The 20,394-nt window shown below is 64.0% G+C and carries 19 protein-coding genes and 1 pseudogene; 9 read left to right on the top strand and 11 right to left on the bottom strand.

From position 1 onward, the window contains the following. Nucleotides 1-42 precede the first annotated feature (42 nt). Nucleotides 43-597: a helix-turn-helix domain-containing protein gene (locus BXA00_RS00365; protein WP_076521712.1), complete on the bottom strand. Its 555-nt coding sequence runs from the start codon at nt 595-597 to the stop codon at nt 43-45. 317 nt (nt 598-914) lie between these two features. On the opposite strand from BXA00_RS00365, the gene BXA00_RS00370 reads away from it, so the two are divergent. Then, entirely contained in the window at nt 915-2,294 is a 1,380-nt protein-coding gene (locus tag BXA00_RS00370) for an amino acid permease (protein ID WP_156902885.1), read from the top strand. A gap of 53 nt (nt 2,295-2,347) precedes the next feature. Here BXA00_RS00370 and BXA00_RS00375 read toward each other — a convergent pair whose 3' ends face one another. The 5 genes from BXA00_RS00375 to BXA00_RS00395 all read right to left on the bottom strand — a co-directional run bounded on the left by BXA00_RS00375 (nt 2,348) and on the right by BXA00_RS00395 (nt 6,968). Continuing rightward, on the bottom strand, nt 2,348-3,130 hold the full coding sequence (locus tag BXA00_RS00375; protein WP_076515260.1) for an aldolase: 783 nt from the start codon (nt 3,128-3,130) through the stop codon (nt 2,348-2,350). A gap of 10 nt (nt 3,131-3,140) precedes the next feature. After that, the gene (locus BXA00_RS00380) at nt 3,141-3,785 is read right to left on the bottom strand and encodes a glutathione S-transferase family protein (RefSeq protein WP_076515261.1); all 645 of its coding nucleotides are present in this window, start codon (nt 3,783-3,785) and stop codon (nt 3,141-3,143) included. 28 nt (nt 3,786-3,813) lie between these two features. Further along, nucleotides 3,814-4,776 (bottom strand): tripartite tricarboxylate transporter substrate binding protein, encoded by a 963-nt coding sequence (locus BXA00_RS00385; RefSeq protein ID WP_076515263.1) that lies wholly within the window; start codon nt 4,774-4,776, stop codon nt 3,814-3,816. A gap of 506 nt (nt 4,777-5,282) precedes the next feature. Then, the gene (locus tag BXA00_RS28630; RefSeq protein ID WP_156902706.1) at nt 5,283-5,732 is read right to left on the bottom strand and encodes a hypothetical protein; all 450 of its coding nucleotides are present in this window, start codon (nt 5,730-5,732) and stop codon (nt 5,283-5,285) included. A 246-nt stretch (nt 5,733-5,978) separates the two neighbouring features. Further along, nucleotides 5,979-6,968 (bottom strand): hypothetical protein, encoded by a 990-nt coding sequence (locus BXA00_RS00395; RefSeq protein ID WP_076515264.1) that lies wholly within the window; start codon nt 6,966-6,968, stop codon nt 5,979-5,981. A 64-nt stretch (nt 6,969-7,032) separates the two neighbouring features. Here BXA00_RS00395 and BXA00_RS00400 point away from each other — a divergent pair, with 64 nt between their 5' ends. From BXA00_RS00400 to BXA00_RS00420, 5 genes and pseudogenes are all read left to right on the top strand, one after another. After that, nucleotides 7,033-7,923 (top strand): hypothetical protein, encoded by an 891-nt coding sequence (locus BXA00_RS00400; RefSeq protein ID WP_156902707.1) that lies wholly within the window; start codon nt 7,033-7,035, stop codon nt 7,921-7,923. Nucleotides 7,924-7,933: 10 nt separating this feature from the next. Beyond that, nucleotides 7,934-8,434 carry a hypothetical protein gene (locus BXA00_RS00405; protein ID WP_076515267.1) on the top strand — a complete coding sequence of 167 codons (501 nt, stop codon included), beginning with the start codon at nt 7,934-7,936 and terminating at the stop codon, nt 8,432-8,434. Between the two features lie 43 nt (nt 8,435-8,477). Next, nucleotides 8,478-9,137, top strand: a complete 660-nt coding sequence (locus tag BXA00_RS00410; RefSeq protein WP_076515269.1) for a hypothetical protein — start codon at nt 8,478-8,480, stop codon at nt 9,135-9,137. Between the two features lie 454 nt (nt 9,138-9,591). Beyond that, entirely contained in the window at nt 9,592-9,897 is a 306-nt protein-coding gene (locus BXA00_RS00415; protein ID WP_083714116.1) for a helix-turn-helix transcriptional regulator, read from the top strand. Nucleotides 9,898-10,000: 103 nt separating this feature from the next. Continuing rightward, a pseudogene (locus tag BXA00_RS00420) lies at nt 10,001-10,702 on the top strand (alpha/beta fold hydrolase); the annotation flags it as partial. 23 nt (nt 10,703-10,725) lie between these two features. Here the strand turns inward: BXA00_RS00420 and BXA00_RS00425 are convergent. The 4 genes from BXA00_RS00425 to BXA00_RS00440 all read right to left on the bottom strand — a co-directional run bounded on the left by BXA00_RS00425 (nt 10,726) and on the right by BXA00_RS00440 (nt 15,435). Continuing rightward, entirely contained in the window at nt 10,726-12,252 is a 1,527-nt protein-coding gene (locus tag BXA00_RS00425) for an amidohydrolase family protein (RefSeq protein WP_083714117.1), read from the bottom strand. 5 nt (nt 12,253-12,257) lie between these two features. Next, a complete protein-coding gene (locus BXA00_RS00430; RefSeq protein WP_076515272.1) occupies nt 12,258-13,244 on the bottom strand; it encodes a tripartite tricarboxylate transporter substrate binding protein in 987 nt (328 codons plus the stop codon). A 137-nt stretch (nt 13,245-13,381) separates the two neighbouring features. Then, nucleotides 13,382-14,410 (bottom strand): threonine/serine dehydratase, encoded by a 1,029-nt coding sequence (locus BXA00_RS00435; protein ID WP_172805837.1) that lies wholly within the window; start codon nt 14,408-14,410, stop codon nt 13,382-13,384. Nucleotides 14,411-14,445: 35 nt separating this feature from the next. Continuing rightward, nucleotides 14,446-15,435, bottom strand: coding sequence for an N-carbamoyl-D-amino-acid hydrolase (locus BXA00_RS00440; protein ID WP_076515273.1), 990 nt, complete (start codon nt 15,433-15,435; stop codon nt 14,446-14,448). Nucleotides 15,436-15,734: 299 nt separating this feature from the next. On the opposite strand from BXA00_RS00440, the gene BXA00_RS00445 reads away from it, so the two are divergent. Further along, nucleotides 15,735-16,673 carry a LysR family transcriptional regulator gene (locus BXA00_RS00445; RefSeq protein ID WP_076515275.1) on the top strand — a complete coding sequence of 313 codons (939 nt, stop codon included), beginning with the start codon at nt 15,735-15,737 and terminating at the stop codon, nt 16,671-16,673. Here the strand turns inward: BXA00_RS00445 and BXA00_RS00450 are convergent. Continuing rightward, nucleotides 16,667-17,443 carry a LamB/YcsF family protein gene (locus BXA00_RS00450; protein ID WP_076515276.1) on the bottom strand — a complete coding sequence of 259 codons (777 nt, stop codon included), beginning with the start codon at nt 17,441-17,443 and terminating at the stop codon, nt 16,667-16,669. The two genes, BXA00_RS00445 and BXA00_RS00450, sit on opposite strands and share 7 nt — an antisense overlap. A 142-nt stretch (nt 17,444-17,585) precedes the next feature. Between BXA00_RS00450 and BXA00_RS00455 the strand changes: the two genes are divergently transcribed. Both BXA00_RS00455 and BXA00_RS00460 read left to right on the top strand, forming a co-directional pair. After that, complete coding sequence (locus BXA00_RS00455; protein WP_076515278.1) at nt 17,586-18,635, top strand: ABC transporter substrate-binding protein; 1,050 nt, start codon at nt 17,586-17,588, stop codon at nt 18,633-18,635. A 52-nt stretch (nt 18,636-18,687) separates the two neighbouring features. After that, the gene (locus BXA00_RS00460) at nt 18,688-20,394 is read left to right on the top strand and encodes an ABC transporter permease subunit (protein ID WP_083714118.1); all 1,707 of its coding nucleotides are present in this window, start codon (nt 18,688-18,690) and stop codon (nt 20,392-20,394) included.

The following is a 20,394-nucleotide window of genomic DNA, read 5'->3' on the forward strand; positions in this document are numbered from 1 at the left end:
GCATGTCCAGCACCGCGGCAGACCCTCGGCCCCCGCGGGCCGTCAGTGCGCCGCCACCACCAGCACCTCGGCCATCGCACGGCTGACCGTGCGCATGCGGTGCGGCAGCTCTGAATCGAAATAAACGGAATCCCCGGTCTCAAGGCGGAACTGGCGCTCGCCCACGTGCACCTCGATGGCGCCCTTGAGGACCAGCAGGAATTCCTCGCCCGGGTGCGGAAAGACCGCGGCGGCATCGGGGAACTCGCGGGGCGGGTGCACAACGAAAGGCTCCATGGCCTTGACCTTGCGCCGCCCGGCCAGGGATTCGTAGTGGTATTCGCTGCCCAGCCCGCGCCGTTGCAAGGCTTCGCGGTCGGCCACGCGGACCACGCTGACCACTTCGTCCTGCGCGGCGTCGTCGCCGCCGACCAGTTGCGAGACGCCCACGCCATAGGCCTCGGCCAGGCGCAGCACCGTGGAGATCGACGGCTCGCTCAGGCCCCGCTCCAGTTTGGAGAGGTAGCTCTTGGTCAATCCCGTGCGCTGGGCAAGCTGTTCCAAAGACAGCGTTTGCTGGCGGCGCAGGGTGCGTAGGCGGTGCGGCAGGTCGATCATGGGCGGGAAAGGCGCAAATAACAACCGGCAAGAATGCCCGAAACCCGCGCCGCCGTCGAGCGGACCGCTGGCGCGCAGCGTCGGCGCGCGCTTTCCCGACATCGTCGTCGTCGCACGGCCAACCCGATCCGCCGCACTTCAATCAGACCGATTCACGGGCATGGCAGGACGATTTTGTCCGACCATAGGCGCGTTGGAAATCGAAGCGCAATCACGATGCAGTTCCACGGCCGCACCACCCGGCACAACGGAGAAAACAGTTGGCGAACACACCGCACACCACCCTGAAAGGCGGCTTGAAATCCCGCCACCTGACCATGATGTCCATCGCCGGGGTCATCGGCGCCGCGCTTTTCGTGGGCTCGGGAAAACAGATCGCGCTGGCCGGGCCAGCCGTGATCCTGGCCTACATCGGCGGCGGACTGCTGGTCATCCTGGTGATGCGCATGCTGGGCGAAATGGCCGTCGCCCACCCGGACACGGGCTCGTTCTCCACCTACGCCGACCGCGCCATCGGCCGCTGGGCCGGCTTTACCATCGGCTGGCTGTACTGGTACTTCTGGGCGCTGCTTATGGGCTGGGAGGCCTACGTGGCCGGCCAGATCCTGCACAACTGGTTCCCTTTCGTGCCTGACTGGGGCTATGCCCTGATCGTCACGCTGTCATTGATCGCCGTCAACCTCATGAACGTGCGCAGCTACGGCGAATTCGAGTTCTGGTTCGCCCTGGTCAAGGTCTGCGCCATCGTCATCTTCCTGGTCATCGGCAGCCTGGCGATCCTGCATCTCTGGCCATGGGGCCAGGCCCGCGGCTTGTCGCAATTAACTGCCCAGGGATTCATGCCCAATGGCGTAAAGTCCGTGGTCGTCGCGCTGCTGGGCGTCATGTTCGCCTTCATCGGCGCGGAAATCGTGACGGTCGCGGCGGCTGAATCCGCCAATCCCGCAAAGGAAATCATCCGGACGATCAGGTCGGTGGTGGGGCGCATCTGCCTTTTCTATGTCGGCTCGATCTTCATCGTGGTCTGCCTGGTTCCCTATGACGACCCCATGCTGACCCAGCCCACCCACGGAAGCTACAACGCCACCTTGAGCCTGCTTGGCATCCCGTATGCCCAGGTCATCGTCAATTTCGTGGTGCTGACGTCGGTCTGCAGCTGCTTCAACTCCGCGCTCTATACCGCGTCAAGAATGTTGTATTCGCTGTCGCGTCGCGGCGATGCCCATCGCATCATGCAGACCACCGGCCGCCGCACCGGCGCGCCCTACGTGGGCGTGCTGGTCTCCAGCGTGTTCGCGTTCGCGGCCGTCTGGATGATGGCGACCGCCACCATGGATCTTTACGACGTACTGATGCAGGCCACCGGCACGATCGCCCTGCTGGTCTATCTGGTCATCGCCTGTTCACAATTGCGCATGCGCTACCGCCTGCAGGCCGAGGGCGTGGAGCTGAAGTTCAAGATGTGGCTCTTTCCGTGGCTGACCTATGCGGTGATCGTCTGCATCATCGCGGCCTTGGCCACCATGATCGTGGAAGGCACGTACCGCACCGAAGTGGCCTACACGTCGGCCCTGGCGGGTGTGATCGTCGTCATGGGAATCTCCGCGCAGCGCCTGGGCATCGGTCAGCGCGTCGTCCCAGGCGAAAGCAAAGACAAGCCGCCGGCGGGCGCCAACCTGCGGGAATCGCAGGTCTGAGCGCCAGGGCGCGGCATGAACGTCCGGGCGGCGGCGCGGCTGGCCGCCCCGCCTTAGCCGAGAACGTCGGGGTGCGCACGCAGCGCGCGGCGCGCGTAATACGAGAAGCCCACCTGCGAGCGCTTGGGCGTCAGGATCCAGTCATGCGCCTCGCGGCCCAGGGCCGGCGGAATCGGCTGGATCTTGCCCGCCGCCATCGCCAGCAACTGCATCCGCGCCGCGCGTTCGAACTGCAGGGCCAGCACGCAGGCTTCTTCCACCGACCCCGCCGCGATCAGCATGCCGTGATGCGACAGCAGAATGGCGCGCTTGTCGCCCAGCGCCGCCGAGATAAGCTCGCCTTCCTCGTTGCCCACCGGCACGCCGGGCCAGTCCTTCAGAAAGGCCACGTCATCATACAGCGGGCAGTTGTCCATGTGGGACACCTCCAGCGGCACCTCCAGCATCGACAGGGACGCGACGTGCAGCGGGTGCGTGTGGATGATGCAATTGACGTCCGGACGCGCGCGGTAGATCCACGAATGGAACCGGTTCGCCGGGTTGGGCATCCCGCCGCCTTCCTGGACCCGCAGGTCCTCGTCCACCAGCAGCAGATTGCTCGCGGTGATCTCATCGAAGCCCAGGCCCAGGCGCTGCGTGAAATACCGGTCCGGCTCGGGCGCGCGCGCCGTGATCTGGCCGGCCAGGCCCGAATCATGCCCGCCGTCGAACAGGATGCGGCAGGTCAGCGCCAGGCGCTCGCGCAAGGTCCATTGCGGGGTGTCGAACTGGCGCTGCATCTCGGCCTGCGCGCGCGCGATCAGTTCATCTTTTCCCAGGTGCATCGTATCGGCCATCATGTCTCCGTCATGCCGCTTCCATCAGCGGCGTAAATCCCGGCAAGGCGCGCATGCGCGCCAGCCAGGCAGTGATGTGGGCAAACGCGGACAGGTCATAGCCGCCCTCGTCCGCCATGCTCGTGTAAGGGTACAACGCGATATCCGCGATGGTCGGCGCCGTGCCCACCAGGTAATTCCGGCCCGCAAGGTGGGCGTCCATCAGCGCAGCGGCCTTCATCCCGGCTGCGCGCCACGCCACCATCTCCGGATCATCCCGCTTTGCCGTCTGGCGCAGGTGGATCAAGAGCCGCGGCTGCGCAAACGCATGCATGTGCTGCGTCTGCTCGAAGCTCAGCCAGCTTGATACCTGCGCCTGCGCCAGCCGGTCGGCCGGCACCCAAGGGGTGCCCATGCCCAGATACCAGAGGATGGCCTGCGACTCCGCCAGCCAATGCCCCTCCGGCGTCAGCAACGCGGGCACCTGACGCCACGGGTTGATGCGGGCGAACGCGTCGGATTCCAGATCGCCCCGGACGATATCGAACGTGCGCCGCGTGAGCCGCAGGCCCATCAGCCCGCAGGCCAACCGGATCTTCCACGCATTGCCCGATCGCAGCGTGTCGGCCAGTTCCAGCGGCTTGCCCGCCAAGGGGTGGGACGCCTGAGTCGTCATGCCATGCTCCTTTTCATGAGTACGATGCCTAGTCCATCCTGATGTTGGCGCGCTTGACGATGTCGGCCCACTTGGCCTTCTCACCGCCGATGAAGCGCTGGTATTCGTCGGGCGTGCCTGTATAGAGCTGCGTGCCCTGCGCCGCAAGCTGCGCCTTCAGGTCGGGCGAGGCCAACGTCTTCTGCAGCGCCGCGTTCAGCGCCGCCAACACGTCCGGCGGCGTGCCCGCCGGGGCGAAGAAGGCGTTCCAGGAACTGATCTGCAGGCCGGCGTCGCCCGCCTCCGGGCTGGGAGGCACGCCCGGCGCGGACGGCAACGGCTTGTCCGACGCCACCGCCAACGCGCGCAGCTTGCCCGAGGCCACATGCGGCATGATCACCGGGCTGGCGTCCATCACCACGTCCACCTGCTCGCCGATGGCGGCATTCACGGCCTCGCTGCCGCTCTTGAACGGGACGTGCACGATATCCACGCCCGCGGTCAGCTTCAGCAGCTCCAGCCCCAGATGCGGAGAGCTGGCGTTGCCCGCCGAGCCGAAGTTCAGCTTGGCCGGATTGGCCTTGGCGTACTTGACGAACTCCGCGAACGACGCGGCAGGCACGCCGGCGCGCACGGCCAACAGATAAGGCGAACCGGACACCATGCCCACCGGCGCGAACTTGTCCGCGTCATAACTGAGCTTGGCGTAGATCAGCGGGTTCACCACCTGCGTGCCGACAGTCCCCATGAACAGCGTGTAGCCATCGGCCGGCGCGGTGGCCGCCACCTGCGCCGCAATCACCCCGCCCGCGCCGGGCCGGTTCTCGATCACGATCCCCTGCCCCAACACGTCCCCCATTCCCTTGCCGACCTGGCGCGCCACGATATCCGTGATGCCCCCGGCGCCAAACGGCACCACCAACCGGATCGGCCGCTCCGGAAACGCGGCCTGCGCGCCGCCCGCCATTCCCGCCGCCATCGCCAGTGCGGCCACCATGTTCAAAACCTTCATGCCATTCCCCTTGTATGCGCCGTCGCGGCGCTATGACACAAAGTGTCCTATAGAGCATTGATTTTCCGCAAGGGAAAGTTGATTAGGGAAATCCTTGAGGGGCCGGAATAAAGTTCGCCTTTTCTGTTGAAGTTCGCGTTTTGGCTTTGGCCGGCAACACCTGCTATTGCGCAGGTATCTTCTCTCATTCTGTGCGGATGGACGGCCTGCAGGCTGAAGAAAGGCGAACTTTGCAATAGACGCGATTAAATTAGCGCGACAGTTCAAGCCGGCAGATTTGGGATATGCCCGTATGGGCATTTGGGAAGAGGCGCGGGCGTCTCGAGCACTCGCCTATAAGTTGGGAGTTGTAAGAGAAGAAAGCCGTTCTTTGTATGGAAGGCCCGGGGACCCTGTGGTCAGTGGCTGCTTCCGGCCACGAGCGGACCACCCTAGAAATGACCAACAGACAGTGAGCGGGCGATAGTCCCCCAATGGGACGTCGGTGTCGACTGTGGTGTTAGCTCTCACCGTATTCTCACCACCGTGCTCTGACGTCCGAGTAATGGCGTTCCCTTGAAGGGAGGGCAATGCTGGTGCAGGAGGGCCTCAAAGCGTTGGTACTCCGAAACTAAAACGGCGCCGAACACTAGGCGTGCGCCCCTCAGTTCAGCGATGTTCGGCAGGCCGATATTACCGTTCTTGTGCCCTTGAACGTGGGCCTTGATTCGGCTAACTGGTGAGATGTCTTTGCCCCAGTAAACAGGGTACCAGTCAGGAAAGCCCGGCACTTGGGCTAGCCCGGTCTTGGGGGCTGCGGGCATGTGAGTCCAGATCCCGTACACGGCGGCAGCGGATTGCTGAATCGGGAACTCGCCCCCAATTTCAATAGCGCCGTACAGGCAGTCGTGAACTTTGAGTCCGTGCTCTGCGGCGAATGATTTCAAGAACTTTGGAACGAGCGCGACTTCTGGCATGTGAAACCTAATCTTGAGTGATGGGTGGCCTTTGACGAGCTGAAGATACAGTCACTACAGCCGCTTTGGTATGGTCGGAATCGTACCCCCACTTGATGGTAATACTGCTAGGGTGATCACCAGGCGCACCGCAGGGAGTCTGCTTTCGCCGCCGGCTGCACGCGACCCGTTACTGCCGGTCAAGGCGCTAGATTTGAAAGGGCCGGTATTAGTGCCGAGCGGTCGCCCGGTAAGTCCAGAACCCGTTCAGAACGGCAAATCGTCATCGACGCTGGCTTTCGGCAAAGCTCCGGGGGGCAACGGAAGGTTCGTCACCACGAATAGGTTCAGGATGTCTTCACGGTCCATAAACATCACCTGACTGCGTTTAGTCGCGTCCAGCTTATTGCCGAGCCAGTTCCTAGCTTGCTTGGTGATCTCACCGCCAGCGACAATGAAGGCATGGTCGACGAGCACGCGTTTGCCGATCTCCGGGTCGAATACTTCGTGTCCGAGCATCATCACGACTTGGTTGTAAATCTCGGCAATATTGGCGTTCTCGCCTTTGGACACGCCCGAAGCGTCGAGCTTGCCCTTCTTCGCTTGAATCCCGAAATACAGCACGTGATGCGTGGGCAGGATGTATTTCATCCAGACGTCCTTGCCGTACTCAAGCGCTTTGTCCTTGTGACCCGCAGCGGTGATGCGATGGAAGCCGAGCTGGCGAAACAGAGGCAGCAGAACTTCCTCGATCAGCTCATCCTCTGAGGCCTTGTCCAGATACGTGACCAATTGCTCGCGCCGTGCCAGTTCGGCGGCCGAGAACGGCCTGTGGGGATTGGCCCGTGGCGTCGCGATCGTATTGGTCGCAACATGGCGGACATAGCATTTCTTATCATCAGCGTAAAACGGCTCGAAACCCTCTCTGGCCAACGCCGCGGCCAACATGGCCATGGCGCGCGAACGGTCGTACCCCTCATTCTGGGCGTCCGATTGGTCCATGAGCCGTTCAATGACGCGTGCGAATGTATCTGGGGGCGTGTTCGGGCCCGGCTGAGGTTCAGCCAGGATCGAACGCAGCGTCTCCGCAACCCACGCTTGACGCGTCGAGCCGTCGTGAACATAGTCGGTGTCGCAGTCCATGAAGAATTCGGTGAGGCGACTGCTGCTGCGATACACGAACAACGATTCGTCCGAGACGAAGTTGCCGCAGATCATATCGGCGACCTGCATGAGGGTGCGCTGCTTGAACTGCATCTTATTGTCCTTTTCTGACTGGCTGCGCAGCTATTAACTTTCGTCCGGGATGACAGGGATTATCATGCAAATGGCTTCCAGCACAAGGCCGTATCTACCAGCCTGCGGCCAGACCTGTATGTGTCAGACACGACAATATCGCGTTGTCCGGCCGATGGACCTTATATTGCCGGGAGAAGCCGGTCAATGGTGCGCGGTGAAGATCCAATCGAATGGAGATTTGATGGAGCCTTGTGCGCACAGCAAACTGGAGCTTTCTCTCGACCGGTGGCAGGAATGCCACTGGCACCTACACCAGATGGAGGCCAATTATCACGAGCCCGAGCCGTTCCGCTACTCGCTGAACTCCTTCATTCGTGCCGTCAAAGAAGTGCCGCTAAAGCTGCAAAACGATCTGCAGAGACATCCGGAGGCCAGGGCCAGGATTAAAACGCTGCAAGATACCGTTTTTGCAAACGACTTATTCAACATGCTCGGGAAACAGCGCGATTTCATTGTCCACCATGGCGCGCTGAATCTGAAAAGCCGCGGCCAGATCGGAACGACCGAGGGGAGCAAAATCAAACTAAGTTTCCCTTTTGCCGTTCATCCGTGGGAGACGTCGATCGAGGCCTATGAGCGGTACAAGGAAATGTGCCGGGCGAACAAGGTCCTGCGCGGTCTTGGACCGGATTGTGATTCCGCGCCTGCTCTCTGGCGAACGTGGATAATCCCGCAGTTTCACGATAGGGATTTGCTCGATGTCGCGTTCGAAGCATGGACGTTGCTCGGCGAACTCCTATCCGGCGCCGTTGAGGCCTTCGGCGGGGAAAAACTCGACCTCAGCATGCCGTGCAGGCATGACCCCGAACTTGTCCGCATCAAGCGCTTCAGTCAGCAGGAATTTTTCATGAGCGTCGACGGTATCGATCTCGAAGCGGAAGAACGCAAATGGCGGGCGCGGAAAGCGCAGTAGGGGCGATGCCATGGACCGCGACATACTCATCGCGCACCTGACGACCGCGCTCCGCGCCATAACAGCGCCTCGTTTCTACGAAACCGAACGGGGATTTCAGGGCGAACTTCTGGTCGGGCTGCAGCGGGTGATTCCGGAGGACTTTCTGCCAGATCGGGTCATAATTGAACAGGAGTATCAGAAGCGGCTCCGTGTGCACGGGCTCACCATCCGGCCAGATATCATCATTCATGAACCCTTTGACCCGAGCCGACACCGGTCACGCCGGGACGGGAATGTCGCCGTCATGGAGCTTAAACGTGCAGCAACGGCCGAAAAGGCTGCTGCCGACATAGAGAGCTTGATGATAATGATGGAAGTTCTTGAATACCCGCTGGCGATCTTTGTCAATATCGCGTCCGAAGTCACACACGCAGATGTCGTACCAGCCGAATGGCGGGAACGGATTATCTGTTTTGCCGTGAACCTGCGGAATGGTGAGGCACACGTAGTCCGATCCGACATGGTTTGAATAGACTCGATACGGTGAGGCTCCTCACCTTGGGGCAGTCACAATGGATGCAGAATCCGTTTACATAGCAATGATGGCTGAGGCCGCAAGCCGCCTCATGGCAGCAGATCGTTTTATCGCGCGTCACGGTAGTGATAAAGAGGTCGCCTATCTGGAGTCGGCGGCACTTCAGGTTCGCAAAGCCTTGGAAACCATAGCATTTTCGGCAATTTCTACGAATAAAGCTGCTTATGAAGGGATTCGCTCCAAGGCTGAACAAAACAAGGATTTCGCGCGGGATTATCACGCGAACCGGATCTTGCGCGATCTGCAGCGGGTGCAGAAGGACTTTTACCCACTTGCACTGGTCCCTGCGGTCAACCTCACCCCGGAGCTTCAGAACGGACGGACTTGGCACTTTGACCGAAAAGACGAAGGCTACCTGACACAGGACAAGTTTGGAAAAATCTACGACAGGTTAGCTAAATACCTTCATGCCCGTAATCCTTGGGATCAGCCAGTCCCATGGGAGGGATTGATCGAGTTTCTTCCCAGCGTGATCGATGAGGCACGGTCCTTGATAGAGTTGCACGCCGCCTTTATCCGAACTGCGGATTTCAACGGCGTCTGGATTGTCGAGGTGCCTAAGGATTCTATCGAGCCCAAGATTATTGTCGGGAAGGCCGACGGTAACTTTGCGGTTCTCAACCACGGAAAGGCCTAGATCCGTAAGCCCTGAGGGGTACTAACGGCGTTGGTTGTTCCTGAAGAAGGCTCGTCGTCGAAAGTCCGTTGTTCGAGGCGAAGCGGTCGCCCAAATGTCCAATTTTCCGCAGACGCGAACGACGGTTCCTGGCCGAGTGCGGACATAGTCTAGGCTAAGCACGCCGCCGGCCGCCATGCCGCATGGATCGGACGGCGCCGCCAAAAAGGCGAACTTTGACATAAAAATCAGCAGTCCAAGAATGCCGCTTTTCAAAAAGGCGAACTTTATTCCACCTACTCAATCCTTGAGGGGCGGGAATAACGTTCGCCTTTCTCTTATTGATCAACAGATGTCACGGCGCCCGTGTCGCAACAATGATGCCCCCGACACTTCCTGATCCCGCATCGCGAATCGCGAATCAAATCTGCAGCCACATATTGACATATAGCTATATTGCTATTTAATGTAGGGCATGATCGATCCCATAGAACAGTCCAAGGCACTTGCCAACGAGGCCCGCGTAGCCATTCTCGACTGGTTGCGGACGCCGAACGAGCACTTCTCCCATCAGGTCACGGGCGATCCGCGCGAGATCGGGGTCTGCGTCACGTTACTGACCGAGAAGCTGGGCATGGCCCAGCCCACTGTCAGCCGCCATCTGGAGTTGCTCCGCCGGGCCGAGTTCGTGACGGTCCATCGCATCGGCCGGTGGTCCTTTTTCAAACGCAACGAGGTGGCCATTGCCGCCTACAAGGAGTGGCTCCGTGAACATATCTGAGGCGGCCGATGCAAAGCTACTGCCTGGATTCAAACGACACTTCGTCGAGATCGATGGCAACAAAATCCTGGCACTGGTCGGCGGGTCCGGCCCAGGCCTTCTGATGTTGCACGGCGATCCACAGACCCATCTCTGCTGGCACGATATCGCACCGAGTCTGACCGACCGCTTCACGGTCGTGCTGACCGACATTCGGGGCCGAGGCGAGAGCCACAAGCCAAAGGCAGGACAGTCGCCCAACCCATTCGCGAAGCGCACCATGGCCGCCGAACAGATCGCGGTCATGCGCGAATTGGGTTTCGAGCGGTTTTCACTGGTCGGCCACGACCGAGGTGCACGGGTTGCCCGTCGCATGGCCCTGGATTTTCCTCACGCCATCGAACGCCTCTGCGTCATGGACATTGTTCCTGCGCTGGACTTCTATGAGAACGCGACGGCCGAGATCGCGCAGGACTATTTTTATTTCTACTTCCTGACCCAGCCCTACCCGCAACCCGACCGGCTGATCGAAGGCGATGCAGAGGCGTTTCAGCGCCAAATCCTTTTTGGGCTCGGTGACAAGCCTGTACCCTACGACGAAGACGCGCTAGCGGTGTATTTGGAAAGGTCCACGCAACCCGCTTCTATCTTCGCGATGTGCGAGTGCTTCCGCGCAGGCATTGGCATCGACCGAGAGCATGACGAGGCGGACCGGGCTGCGGGCCGCAAGATTGGCTGCCCCACGCTTGTCCTTTGGGGCGACGCGGGCGTGACTGGGCGCCACTTCGACCTTGAAGCGATCTGGAACGCGTGGTGCGAGGATGCCCGCTTTGCATCCATGCCAAGCGGTCACTTCATTCCGGAAGAGGCTCCCAACGAAGCCTTGACCGCGCTCCGCCCCTTCCTTACCGAAGAGCAGATATCGGCCTTCGGCCGTATGACGCCGCCAGCACGCGCTCCCGTGCTGGCGCCGAATCTCCACGCCAAGTGCCCGTTGACCAACACATAATCGATACCCTGCGCCTGGCTCGTCGGCGCGGCCCAGGTGGCGGTGTCCGCAATGGCGTCAGCGTCGAAGACAACAATGTCGGCCGCATAACCCTCGGCGATGCGCCCGCGCGCGGGTAGCCGGAAATACGCGGCCGGCTTGCCGGTCATCTTGTGCACCGCCTGCTCCAGCGTGAACAGCCCGACGTCGCGGCAATAGTGGCCCAGCACCCGCGGAAAGGTGCCCCACAGGCGCGGATGGGGCGCGGGGTCGTGCGGCATGCCGTCCGAACCGATCATCGTGCCCGGGTACGCAAGGATGCGCTCGACATCGGCCTCGTCCATGATGAAGTAGATGGCGCCCGCCGGTTGCAGCGCATCGACCGCGTCTTCGGGACTTAGCCCCATGTCGCGCGCGATATCGTCCAGATCGCGTCCCGCGTACTGCGGATACGGCACGGACTTGGTCACGATGACCCGGCTGGATGCCGCCAGGCGGTCCTTGCGCAGGATCGTGGATCCGGCCACGTAGGGATAGCAGTCCAGCGCCACCTCCTGACGCTGGCTGGCCTGGCCGATGTGCGCCAGCGTCTGCACCGAGCGCCCATGGTTGCGCGGACCGATCAGCTTGTGGTGCGAAATCAGCACGGGCGCGCCGCCCGCCGCCCCCACCGCAAAGGCTTCATCCAGCGCCGCGAAGATGCGGTCGCCTTCATCGCGGATATGGCTGGCGTACAGCCCGCCATACTCGCGCAGCACGCTGGCCACCGCCATCAGTTCATCCAGCGTCGCCGGCATGGCGGCCGGATACGCGGTGCCGGTCGACAGGCCGATGGCGCCGCTTTGCATGGCCTCGCGCAGCAGCGCCTGCATGTGCTCGATCTCGGCGGCGGTGGCCGGCCGGTCCAGGTCGTCCATCGCGGCGGCGCGTAGCGAGGTGTGCCCCACCAGGCAGGCCGCGTTCACGGCGGGCGGGTGGCGGTCCAGGTTTTCCAGGTAGGCGCGGAACGTCTCGTACGGAAAATCGCCGGCATCGTTGCCCAGCAGATTGACGGGCGCAGGCACCTCGCTGCGCCAGCCCGAACGCCACGGCGCCTGGCTGATGCCGCAGTTGCCGGTCACCACCGTGGTGACGCCCTGGCTCAGCTTGGCAGGCATGCCGGGTTCGATCGACAGGTAGCGGTCGTCGTGGGTGTGCGTATCGATAAAGCCGGGCGACACGATGCGTCCGTCCGCCGCCAGCACCTGGTCGGCCACAGCGCCCCCCAGGTCGCCGACGGCCGCGATGCGGCCGGCGCGCACGCCAATATCGGCCCGGACGCGATCGGCGCCGGTCCCGTCGATTACCGTGCCTCCACGGATCAGCAGATCGTAGCGTTCGTGATTCATGAGGCTCAGTCGATCTTGACGTTGGCCTGCTTGATCACCTGCGCCCAGACGGGACGCTCGGCATGTGCGCGGTCAAACAACTGCTGGCGCGGACCGACGTTGGGCACGTAGGACAGGGCCTTGAGCTTTTCCTGGACGTCCGGCGACTGCAGCGCGTTGTTGATCGTGGCGTTCAGGTAGTCCAGCACCTTGGGATCGGTGCCGGCCGGCGCGACATAGCCCGTCCAGGCCACGGCGCGATAGCCCTTCAGGCCTTGCTCGTCCAGCGTGGCCAGGTTGGGCATGGACGGATCGCGTTGCAGGTCGGTCACGGCCAGCGGCACGACCTTGCCCTGGTCCACGAATGCGGCGATGGACGAGATATTGTCGAACACCAGGACGGCTTCGCCGCGCAGCACGGCCAGGTCCGCCTCGACCCCGCCCTTGTAGGGCACGTGCATCAACTCCACGCCCGCCATCGCGCCGAACATCGCCGCGCTCAGGTGCCCGGTGGTGCCGTTGCCGCCCGACGACACGACCAGCTTGCCCGGTTCCTTCTTTGCCAAGGCGATCAGCTCGGCGACGCTCTTGACGTTCAGGCCCGGGCGCACGGCCAGCAGGTTCTGCACGGAACCGGTCAGCGCGACCGGCGCCAGCTGTTTGTCGGCGTCGTACTGCAGCTTGGCGTACAGGCTCTGGTTGATCGCCAGCGTGGCCACATTGGCAAAGCCGATGGTGTAGCCGTCGGGCGAGGCGTTGGCCACCGCCTGCGTGCCGATGATGCCGGACGCGCCGGTGCGGTTCTGCACGACGAAGTTGCCGCCGGTCTGCTTGGCCATTTCGGCGGCCAGCAGGCGCGATACGAGATCGGGCGTGGTGCCGGTATTGAACGGCACGACGATCGTGACGGCGTGCTCGGGATAGGCGGCCTGGGCGGCGGACGCCGCGGTCAGGCTCATCACTGCGCTCGCGGCCGCGAGCCAGCGCTTGGCGCTGCTTTGGAACGTGGACATGGTTTTCTTCCTTGGACTGTTATAGGTGTATCCGCGCGGGCTCTGCGTCCCCCGCGGGTCTTGCACGGCGCCCGAAGGACGCCGGAACTACGCGGCGGGGCTTGCGGCCCCGCCGGCCCGGACGGTCGCGCGAACGCTCAGCCCAGTGCGATCTGACGCAACAGCGGCAGATCGATGTTTCCGCCCGACAGCACGATGACCGCGTCGCGGCCTTCGGCAGACAGCTTTCCCGCCAGCAGCGCAGCCAGCGCCACCGCGCCGCCCGGCTCGACCACCAGGCGCAATTCGTCCAGCGCAAAGCGGATGGCGGCGGCGACGTCGTCATCGCTCACCGACACGGCCGCGCTCAGGCAGCGGCTGTTGATGGCATAAGGCAGTTCCGCCGGCGTCGCAGCCTGCAGCGCGTCGCACAAGGTCTTGGCGCCCGCCGGATTGGTCTCGCGCTTGCCCGAGGCCAGCGACCGCACCGTGTCGTCGAACTCACGCGGTTCCACCGCCACCATCCGGGCCTGCGGCGCCAGTTCGCGCAGCACCAGCGAGCAGCCCGCCGCCATGCCGCCCCCGCCGCAAGGCGTGGCGAAGAGGCCCAGGTTGGCGCGCGCGGCGGCCGGCAGATCCTGCAGCGCCTCCAGGGCCAGCGTGCCCTGCGCAGCCAGCACGTCGGGATGGTCGCCGGGCGGCAGCAGCGTGGCGCCGGTCTCGGCCAGCAGGCGCATCCCGATCGCTTCGCGGCTTTCGCGCGTGCGGTCGTAGCGCACGACCTTGGCGCCGTGGCGCAGCGCCTTCTCGACCTTGTTTTCCGGCGCATCCACCGGCATCACGATGGTGGCCGGCACACGCAGGCAGCGGCTGGCCCAGGCGACGGCCTGGCCATGATTGCCGGTGGAATAGGCCACCACGCCGCGCTCGCGCTGCGCCGGGTCCATGTTCAGCAGGGCGTTGAACGCGCCGCGGGCCTTGAAGGAGCCCGTCACCTGCAGGTTTTCCAGCTTCAGCCAGATGGGCGCCTGCGCCCGTTCATCCAGCGCCGGCGAGCGCAGCAGCATGGTGCGGCGCACGTAGGGCGCCAGGCGGTCGGCGGCGGCGGTCACGTCGGCGTATTCCGGCACGCGCAGGGTGCCGAGCATTTCGTGTTCGATGGTCGGCGGCAGAAGCATCGCGGTCATGAGGCTATCCAGCAAGGTAGGGAAATTCGGGCGGGTCAGGCCGACGGCGTCCAGACGGCGGGCGCGACGCTGCCGGTCTGCTCGACCAGGCGACCGTAGGCTTCGGGACGGCGATGCTTGGCGAAATTGAACACGGTGCTGCGGCCCAGTTCGCACAGGTCCAGGTCGCAATCGGCGACGATCAGTTCATCGTCCCAGGTCGCGGCCATGGCGATGATTTCGCCCTGCGGGTTGACGATGATGGAGTGGCCCAGCAGTTCATGGCCGTCTTCAGTGCCGGCCTTGGCGACGGCTGCGGCAAAGGTGGCGTTCTGGTAGCAGCCCGCCTGGATGGACAGGTGCGAATGCAGCACGCGCAGGTGGTGCGCCTCGAAGCCGCGGTTGTCCTGGTTGCGGCTGGGCGTGTTGTAGCCCAGCATGACGAGTTCGACCTGCTGCAGGCCCAGCACGCGCCAGGCTTCGGGCCAGCGCCGGTCGTTGCAGATCAGCATGCCCAGGTTGGCGTCCACGCCGGGCGCAACCGGCGCGCGCACTACCGGGAATCCCAGGTTGCCCACTTCGAAGTAGCGCTTCTCCAGATGCTGGACCTGGCGATGCTCGGCGAACTCGGCATGCCCGGGCAGATGGACCTTGCGGTACTTCAGCACGATCTCGCCGTTGGGCGCGATGACGACGGACGTGTTGAACCGGCGCTTGCGCACGATGCCCTGTTCGTCCGGTTCCCAGGCCAGTTCCGCGTAACCCAGGTACACCATCAGGCCGTAGCGCTTGATGGCGTCGAACAGCGGCTGCGTGGCGGGCGACGGCAGGCTGGGCTCAAACCAGGCATCCGCCTCGTCCAGGTCCTCGCAGTACCAGCGCGGAAAGAAGGTCGTCAGCGCCAGTTCCGGAAACACCACGACCTGGGCGCCGCGCTGATGCGCGCGCTCCATCAGCCGGACCATGCGGCCGATCGCCACGTCGCGCCCTTCGGAACGTTGAATCGGACCCAATTGGGCGGCAGCGACGGTGACGATGCGGGACATGTGGCAATCCTGGTTGTGTGAGCGATATCCGCTGTCAGCATGACGCGCGCTCCCGTCTGCGTGAAGACCGTCCGCCAGGCGGGAAGCGGGCGCCGGCGCGCGGAAAAACGTGCGCAAAACCCTTGAAAACAAAGGGTTTTATCGCCACCGTAAGATGCTTCCGCCGGCCGTGGGACTGTGCATTTAGTAATGGGCTGCGCGCAAAACGTCATGGCAGCCGCGTGGCGCGCACGCCGCACTGGCGTCCAGGACATAAAATGGCGGGCGCTGACTTCCCTTCCACTTACACCCCCTTCCCTATGGCCGGCCCCCTTCCCTCGGCGCCCGGAGCGCTGACGCTTCGCCAGATCGAGGTTTTCCACGCCGTGATGCTGACCGGCTCGCTCAGCGAAGCGGGCCGCATGCTGTCCGTGACGCAGCCCGCCGTGAGCCGCGTGCTGGCCTCGGCCGAGAACCGGCTGCGCTATCGGCTGTTCGAACGCGTCAAGGGGCGGCTGCACCCCACGCCGGAGGCCCGGCGCCTGTTTGCCGAGGCCGAAGAGATCTTCGGCCGCGTCAATCGGTTCAATGCCCTGGCGGGCGCGTTGGGCGCGGGCTCGGCGGGGACGGTCAGCCTGGTGTCCAGCCCCAGCTTCAGCGAATGGCTCATTCCGCACGCCATCCAGAAGTTCCGCGAGCGGCATCCCGACACGCCTATCCGCTACCGGCCGCTGGCTTTTGACGCGCTGCTGCCGCACCTGCTGCTGGGACAGGCCGATTTCGGCATCGCGTCGATGCCGCCGCCGGTCAACGCCAATATCGTCAGCGAAGAGATCGGCCAGGGCTGGCTGGGCTGCGCGGTGCCGCGCGGCCATCCGCTGGCGGTGCGCAGGCGCATTCGCGTCGAAGACCTGCAAGGCCATCTGCTGATCGGCTATGGCGCCGACACTCCCTTCGGGCGCCTTGCCAGCCGCTTCCTGCACGCCGGCCCCGTGCCGGTGCAGCCGCAGATCGAAATCCGCTCCACGCCCGAGGCGCTGGCGCTCGTGCGCCAAGGCGTCGGCGTGGCGCTGGTCGAATCGTTCGGCTATCACCCCAGCTTCGGCAAGGACTTCGTGCTGCTGCCCACCGAACCCGCCATGAGCCACGCCATCCATCTGCTGCATTCGGCCAGCAGCCCGCTGTCCAGCACGGCCAAGCGCTTTGCGACCGTGCTGAAGACGCTGATCCGGCAGGCGCAAAAAGACGCGCCCTACTGAAAGTCCATCTGCGAGATCGGCCGCAGGCGCACACCTTCTTCCAGCAGCGCCTGGCGCACGGCCCGCGCGATGTCGACGCCCTGCGGATTGTCCCCATGCACGCAGATCGTGTGCACCGGCATGGCGACCACCTTGCCGCCCACCGTGCGGATCGCCTGTTCGCGCACCATGCGCAACGCCTGCGCGGCGGCCGCGGCCGGATCGTGGATCACCGCGCCCGGCTCGCTGCGCGGCAGCGTCAGGCCGTTGTCGCCATAGAGCCTGTCGGCAAACACCTCGCAGGCCACGCGGATGCCGGCCCGGCGCGCGGCGCGCTCGGTCTCGTTATGCGGCGTGCAGACCAGCACCAGGTCCGGGTCGAGCGCGCGCATGGCCCAGGTCAGCGCCTCTGACAGCGCCCGGTCTTCGAAGGCCAGCGTGGCCAGCGCGCCGTGCACCTTCACGTGCGTCACGCGATGGCCCGCGGCGCGGGCCATGCCCTGCATCGCGGCGATCTGGTACGCAAGCATGTCGCCGATGGCCTGAGGGCTGTCGCCGATGATCTTGCGCCGCCCGAATCCCCACAGGTCGTTGAACCCCGGATGGGCGCCCACATCAATGCCCCGCTTTAGCGCGGATGCCGCAGTTTGGTGCATGACCGATGCATCACCACCGTGAAAACCGCAAGCCACGTTCGCCGACGTGATGAGATCCAGCATGGCCTCGTCCGCGCCGATCTTGTAGTGGCCGAAGCTCTCTCCCAGGTCGGAATTGAGGTCTACGTCGCGCATCTGAAGGACTCCGAAAAAAAAGAATTTCAATGTTTGGCATACCGTTGGCATGCAATTTGCATGCCAAGGACTTGCTGAGGCGATATGCCCAGGATCGGGGCAGGTCTGCCCACCGCGTTTTTTATCGAACGGAGTCCAAGCAATGAATTTCAAATGGAAGAACGCCACATGCGCCGTCGCCGCAGCATTGGCGATGGCGACTGGCGTGGCGCAAGCGGCAGAACTCAATTTCGCCAGCTGGGGCGGCAACTACCAGGGCGCGATCCGCGACGCCTGGCTCAAACCCTTCTCCAAGGAAGCCGGCATCACCGTCCACGAAGACACCGATCCGCAGGTGGCCAAGATCCGCGCCATGATCGACACCAAGTCGGTCACCTGGGATGTGGTGACCGAGAACAGCGCCCGCCTGACGCGTGGCATCAAGCTGGGCGTCTTCGAGAAGATCACGCCGGACATGGTCAACCAGGACCACGTGATCCCCAATGCCCGCAATGACTATGGCGTGCCGTCGGAGATCTTCTCGACCAACATCGGCTTCTCGACCCAGGCCTTCCCCGCCGGCAAGCCGCAGCCCAGCACCTTCGCCGACTTCTGGGACGTGAAGAAATTCCCCGGCAAGCGGACCCTCCAGGACGATCCCGCCACGGTGATCGAAGCGGCGCTCATCGCCGACGGCGTCGCGCCCGCCGATGTGTACAAGGTGCTGGCCACGCCCGAAGGGCTTGACCGCGCCTTCAAGAAGATCGAAGAGATCAAGCCCCACGTCGCCCGCTGGTGGAAGAGCGGCGCCGAGCCCGTCAACGCGCTGGGCAGCGGCGAAGTCGTGATGGCGCTGGGCTGGAACGGCCGCTTCCAGGCCGGCATCGACTCGGGTCTGCCCATCGCCATGGGCTGGGGCGACAGCATCGCCCAGGTCGGGTACTTCGCCATCGTGAAGGGCTCGCCCAACCGCGACGCGGCCATCAAGCTGCTGAACTACATGATCCAGCCCAAGCATCAGGCCGAATTCAGCAAGTACATCGCCTACGGCCCGACCACCGAGCAGGCCCTGCCCCTGATCGACGCCAAGCGGCTGGAGCGCCTGCCTTCGACCACCGAGCGCCTGAAGAACAGCATCTTCCTGAACTCGGAGTTCTGGGACACTCACGGCCCCGCCATCACCGAGCGCTACAACCAGGTCCGCGCCCGCTGATCCACCTGCTTCCCTACCCAGACGCCGGCGAGCGCGCCGGCGCCCCAATGCCATGACCACGAGCACCGACGCCCTTCCCCTGCCCGTCGCCAGACCGCGCCCGGCCGCCGCTTCCCGGCGCGGCCGCGTCGCGGCCCTTGCCGCATTGCCGCTGCTGCTGTTTCTTCTGCTGTTTTTCGCCGGCCCGATCGCTGGCCTGCTGGGCAACGGCTTCAAGGGCGAGGACGACGGCCTGACGCTGGACCATTACCGCCACCTGCTGGACACGCCGATCTACCGCATCGTGCTGGTCAACACCTTCACCATTGCCGCCGCCGTCACGGTGGCCTGCGTGGTGTTGAGCTATCCGCTCGCCTACCTGATGGCGACCGTCTCGCCGACCGTGGCGCGCGTGGTGTTCTTCGCGGTGCTGCTGCCCTTCTGGTCCAGCGCGCTGGTGCGCACGTCGGCCTGGATCGCGCTGCTGGGCAAGAACGGGCCGTTGAACACCCTGCTGACGACCGTGGGCATCCTCGACCAGCCCATGGCGTTCCTCTACAACTTCACCGGCGTGATGGTGGGCATGACGCACGTGCTGATGCCCTTTGTCGTGCTGCCGCTGTATGCGTCGTTCCGGTCCCTGGACGGCAGCCTGGTGCAGGCCGCGCAGGGCCTGGGCGCGGGGTCCGCGGGCATTTTCAGCAGGGTCATCCTGCCGCTGACCAGTCCAGGCGCGGTCGCCGGCGGCATCATTGTCTTCATGAACGCGGTGGGCTACTACATCACCCCGTCGCTGATGGGCGGTCCCGCCCAGCGCATGGCCGCCGAACTCATTTCGCACAACATCACCGAAGAGCTGAACTGGGGATTGGCCTCGGCGCTGGCCGGTGTGCTGCTGGCCACCGTGCTGCTGTCGCTGTGGCTGTTCAACCGGCTGTTCGGCCTGAACAGCCTGATCAGCGCCAGTTCCGGCAAAGGCAGCAACACCAGCGGGTATCGCCGCACGCCGGGCGGCCGGGTGTCGGTCATGCTGGGCGTGGCGTGCGCGCTGTTCCTGCTGCTGCCCATCGTCGTGGTCATTCCGATGAGCTTCGGAACCACGGAGTTTCCCATCTTCCCGCCGCCCAGCTACGGGCTGCGCTGGTACGAGAACTTCTTCACCGACGGCAAATGGCTGGCCGCGCTGGCCTCCAGTACGCGGATTGCCATCGTGGTGACGCTGCTGGCCACGGTTTTGGGCACCGCCGCCGCGCTGGGCGTCAGCCGGCTGGCAAAGCGCCACCAAGGCTGGCTGGACGCCTTCTTCATCGTCCCGATGTCGGTGCCGGCGATTGTCACGGCGGTCGCGCTGTACTACCTGTTCGCGCCCATCGGCTGGGTCGCCAATTCCATGGCGGTCATCCTGGGCCACACGGTGCTGGCCGCCCCCTACGTCTACATCACCATGCGGGCGGCGCTGCGCAGCCTGGACCCCAGCCTGGAACTGGCCGCGCTGAGCATGGGCGCTTCCTGGCCGACGATGTTCAGGCTGGTCATGCTGCCGGCCCTGATCCCCAGCCTGATCGGCGGCGCCGTCTTTGCCTTCGTCAGTTCGTTCGACGACGTGGTCATGGCGCTGTTCCTGACCACCATCCGCAACCGCACCCTGCCCAAGCTGATGTTCGAGGGCCTGGCCAACGACTTCGATCCCACCGTGATCTCCGCCTCCTGCCTGCTGGTCGGGGCGACGGCGCTGATCCTGCTTGCCAACCTGCTGATCAGCAGGAAGAAGGAACACTGA

Origin of the sequence: Achromobacter sp. MFA1 R4 (assembly GCF_900156745.1) — a bacterium.
Taxonomy (GTDB): Bacteria; Pseudomonadota; Gammaproteobacteria; order Burkholderiales; family Burkholderiaceae_B; genus Achromobacter.

What these genes read in the sequence shown, in the direction of transcription:
- BXA00_RS00425 (WP_083714117.1), bottom strand. Translation starts at nt 12,252, where the DNA reads ATGAATCACGAACGCTACGATCTGCTGATCCGTGGAGGCACGGTAATC.
- BXA00_RS00450 (WP_076515276.1), bottom strand. Translation starts at nt 17,443, where the DNA reads ATGCGCGACGTAGACCTCAATTCCGACCTGGGAGAGAGCTTCGGCCAC.
- BXA00_RS00405 (WP_076515267.1), top strand. Translation starts at nt 7,934, where the DNA reads ATGGACCGCGACATACTCATCGCGCACCTGACGACCGCGCTCCGCGCC.
- BXA00_RS00400 (WP_156902707.1), top strand. Translation starts at nt 7,033, where the DNA reads ATGCAAATGGCTTCCAGCACAAGGCCGTATCTACCAGCCTGCGGCCAG.
- BXA00_RS00395 (WP_076515264.1), bottom strand. Translation starts at nt 6,968, where the DNA reads ATGCAGTTCAAGCAGCGCACCCTCATGCAGGTCGCCGATATGATCTGC.
- BXA00_RS00365 (WP_076521712.1), bottom strand. Translation starts at nt 597, where the DNA reads ATGATCGACCTGCCGCACCGCCTACGCACCCTGCGCCGCCAGCAAACG.
- BXA00_RS00440 (WP_076515273.1), bottom strand. Translation starts at nt 15,435, where the DNA reads ATGTCCCGCATCGTCACCGTCGCTGCCGCCCAATTGGGTCCGATTCAA.
- BXA00_RS00445 (WP_076515275.1), top strand. Translation starts at nt 15,735, where the DNA reads ATGGCCGGCCCCCTTCCCTCGGCGCCCGGAGCGCTGACGCTTCGCCAG.
- BXA00_RS00375 (WP_076515260.1), bottom strand. Translation starts at nt 3,130, where the DNA reads ATGGCCGATACGATGCACCTGGGAAAAGATGAACTGATCGCGCGCGCG.
- BXA00_RS00410 (WP_076515269.1), top strand. Translation starts at nt 8,478, where the DNA reads ATGGATGCAGAATCCGTTTACATAGCAATGATGGCTGAGGCCGCAAGC.
- BXA00_RS00455 (WP_076515278.1), top strand. Translation starts at nt 17,586, where the DNA reads ATGAATTTCAAATGGAAGAACGCCACATGCGCCGTCGCCGCAGCATTG.
- BXA00_RS00460 (WP_083714118.1), top strand. Translation starts at nt 18,688, where the DNA reads ATGACCACGAGCACCGACGCCCTTCCCCTGCCCGTCGCCAGACCGCGC.
- BXA00_RS00385 (WP_076515263.1), bottom strand. Translation starts at nt 4,776, where the DNA reads ATGAAGGTTTTGAACATGGTGGCCGCACTGGCGATGGCGGCGGGAATG.
- BXA00_RS00430 (WP_076515272.1), bottom strand. Translation starts at nt 13,244, where the DNA reads ATGTCCACGTTCCAAAGCAGCGCCAAGCGCTGGCTCGCGGCCGCGAGC.
- BXA00_RS28630 (WP_156902706.1), bottom strand. Translation starts at nt 5,732, where the DNA reads ATGCCAGAAGTCGCGCTCGTTCCAAAGTTCTTGAAATCATTCGCCGCA.
- BXA00_RS00435 (WP_172805837.1), bottom strand. Translation starts at nt 14,410, where the DNA reads ATGACCGCGATGCTTCTGCCGCCGACCATCGAACACGAAATGCTCGGC.
- BXA00_RS00415 (WP_083714116.1), top strand. Translation starts at nt 9,592, where the DNA reads ATGATCGATCCCATAGAACAGTCCAAGGCACTTGCCAACGAGGCCCGC.
- BXA00_RS00380 (WP_076515261.1), bottom strand. Translation starts at nt 3,785, where the DNA reads ATGACGACTCAGGCGTCCCACCCCTTGGCGGGCAAGCCGCTGGAACTG.
- BXA00_RS00370 (WP_156902885.1), top strand. Translation starts at nt 915, where the DNA reads ATGATGTCCATCGCCGGGGTCATCGGCGCCGCGCTTTTCGTGGGCTCG.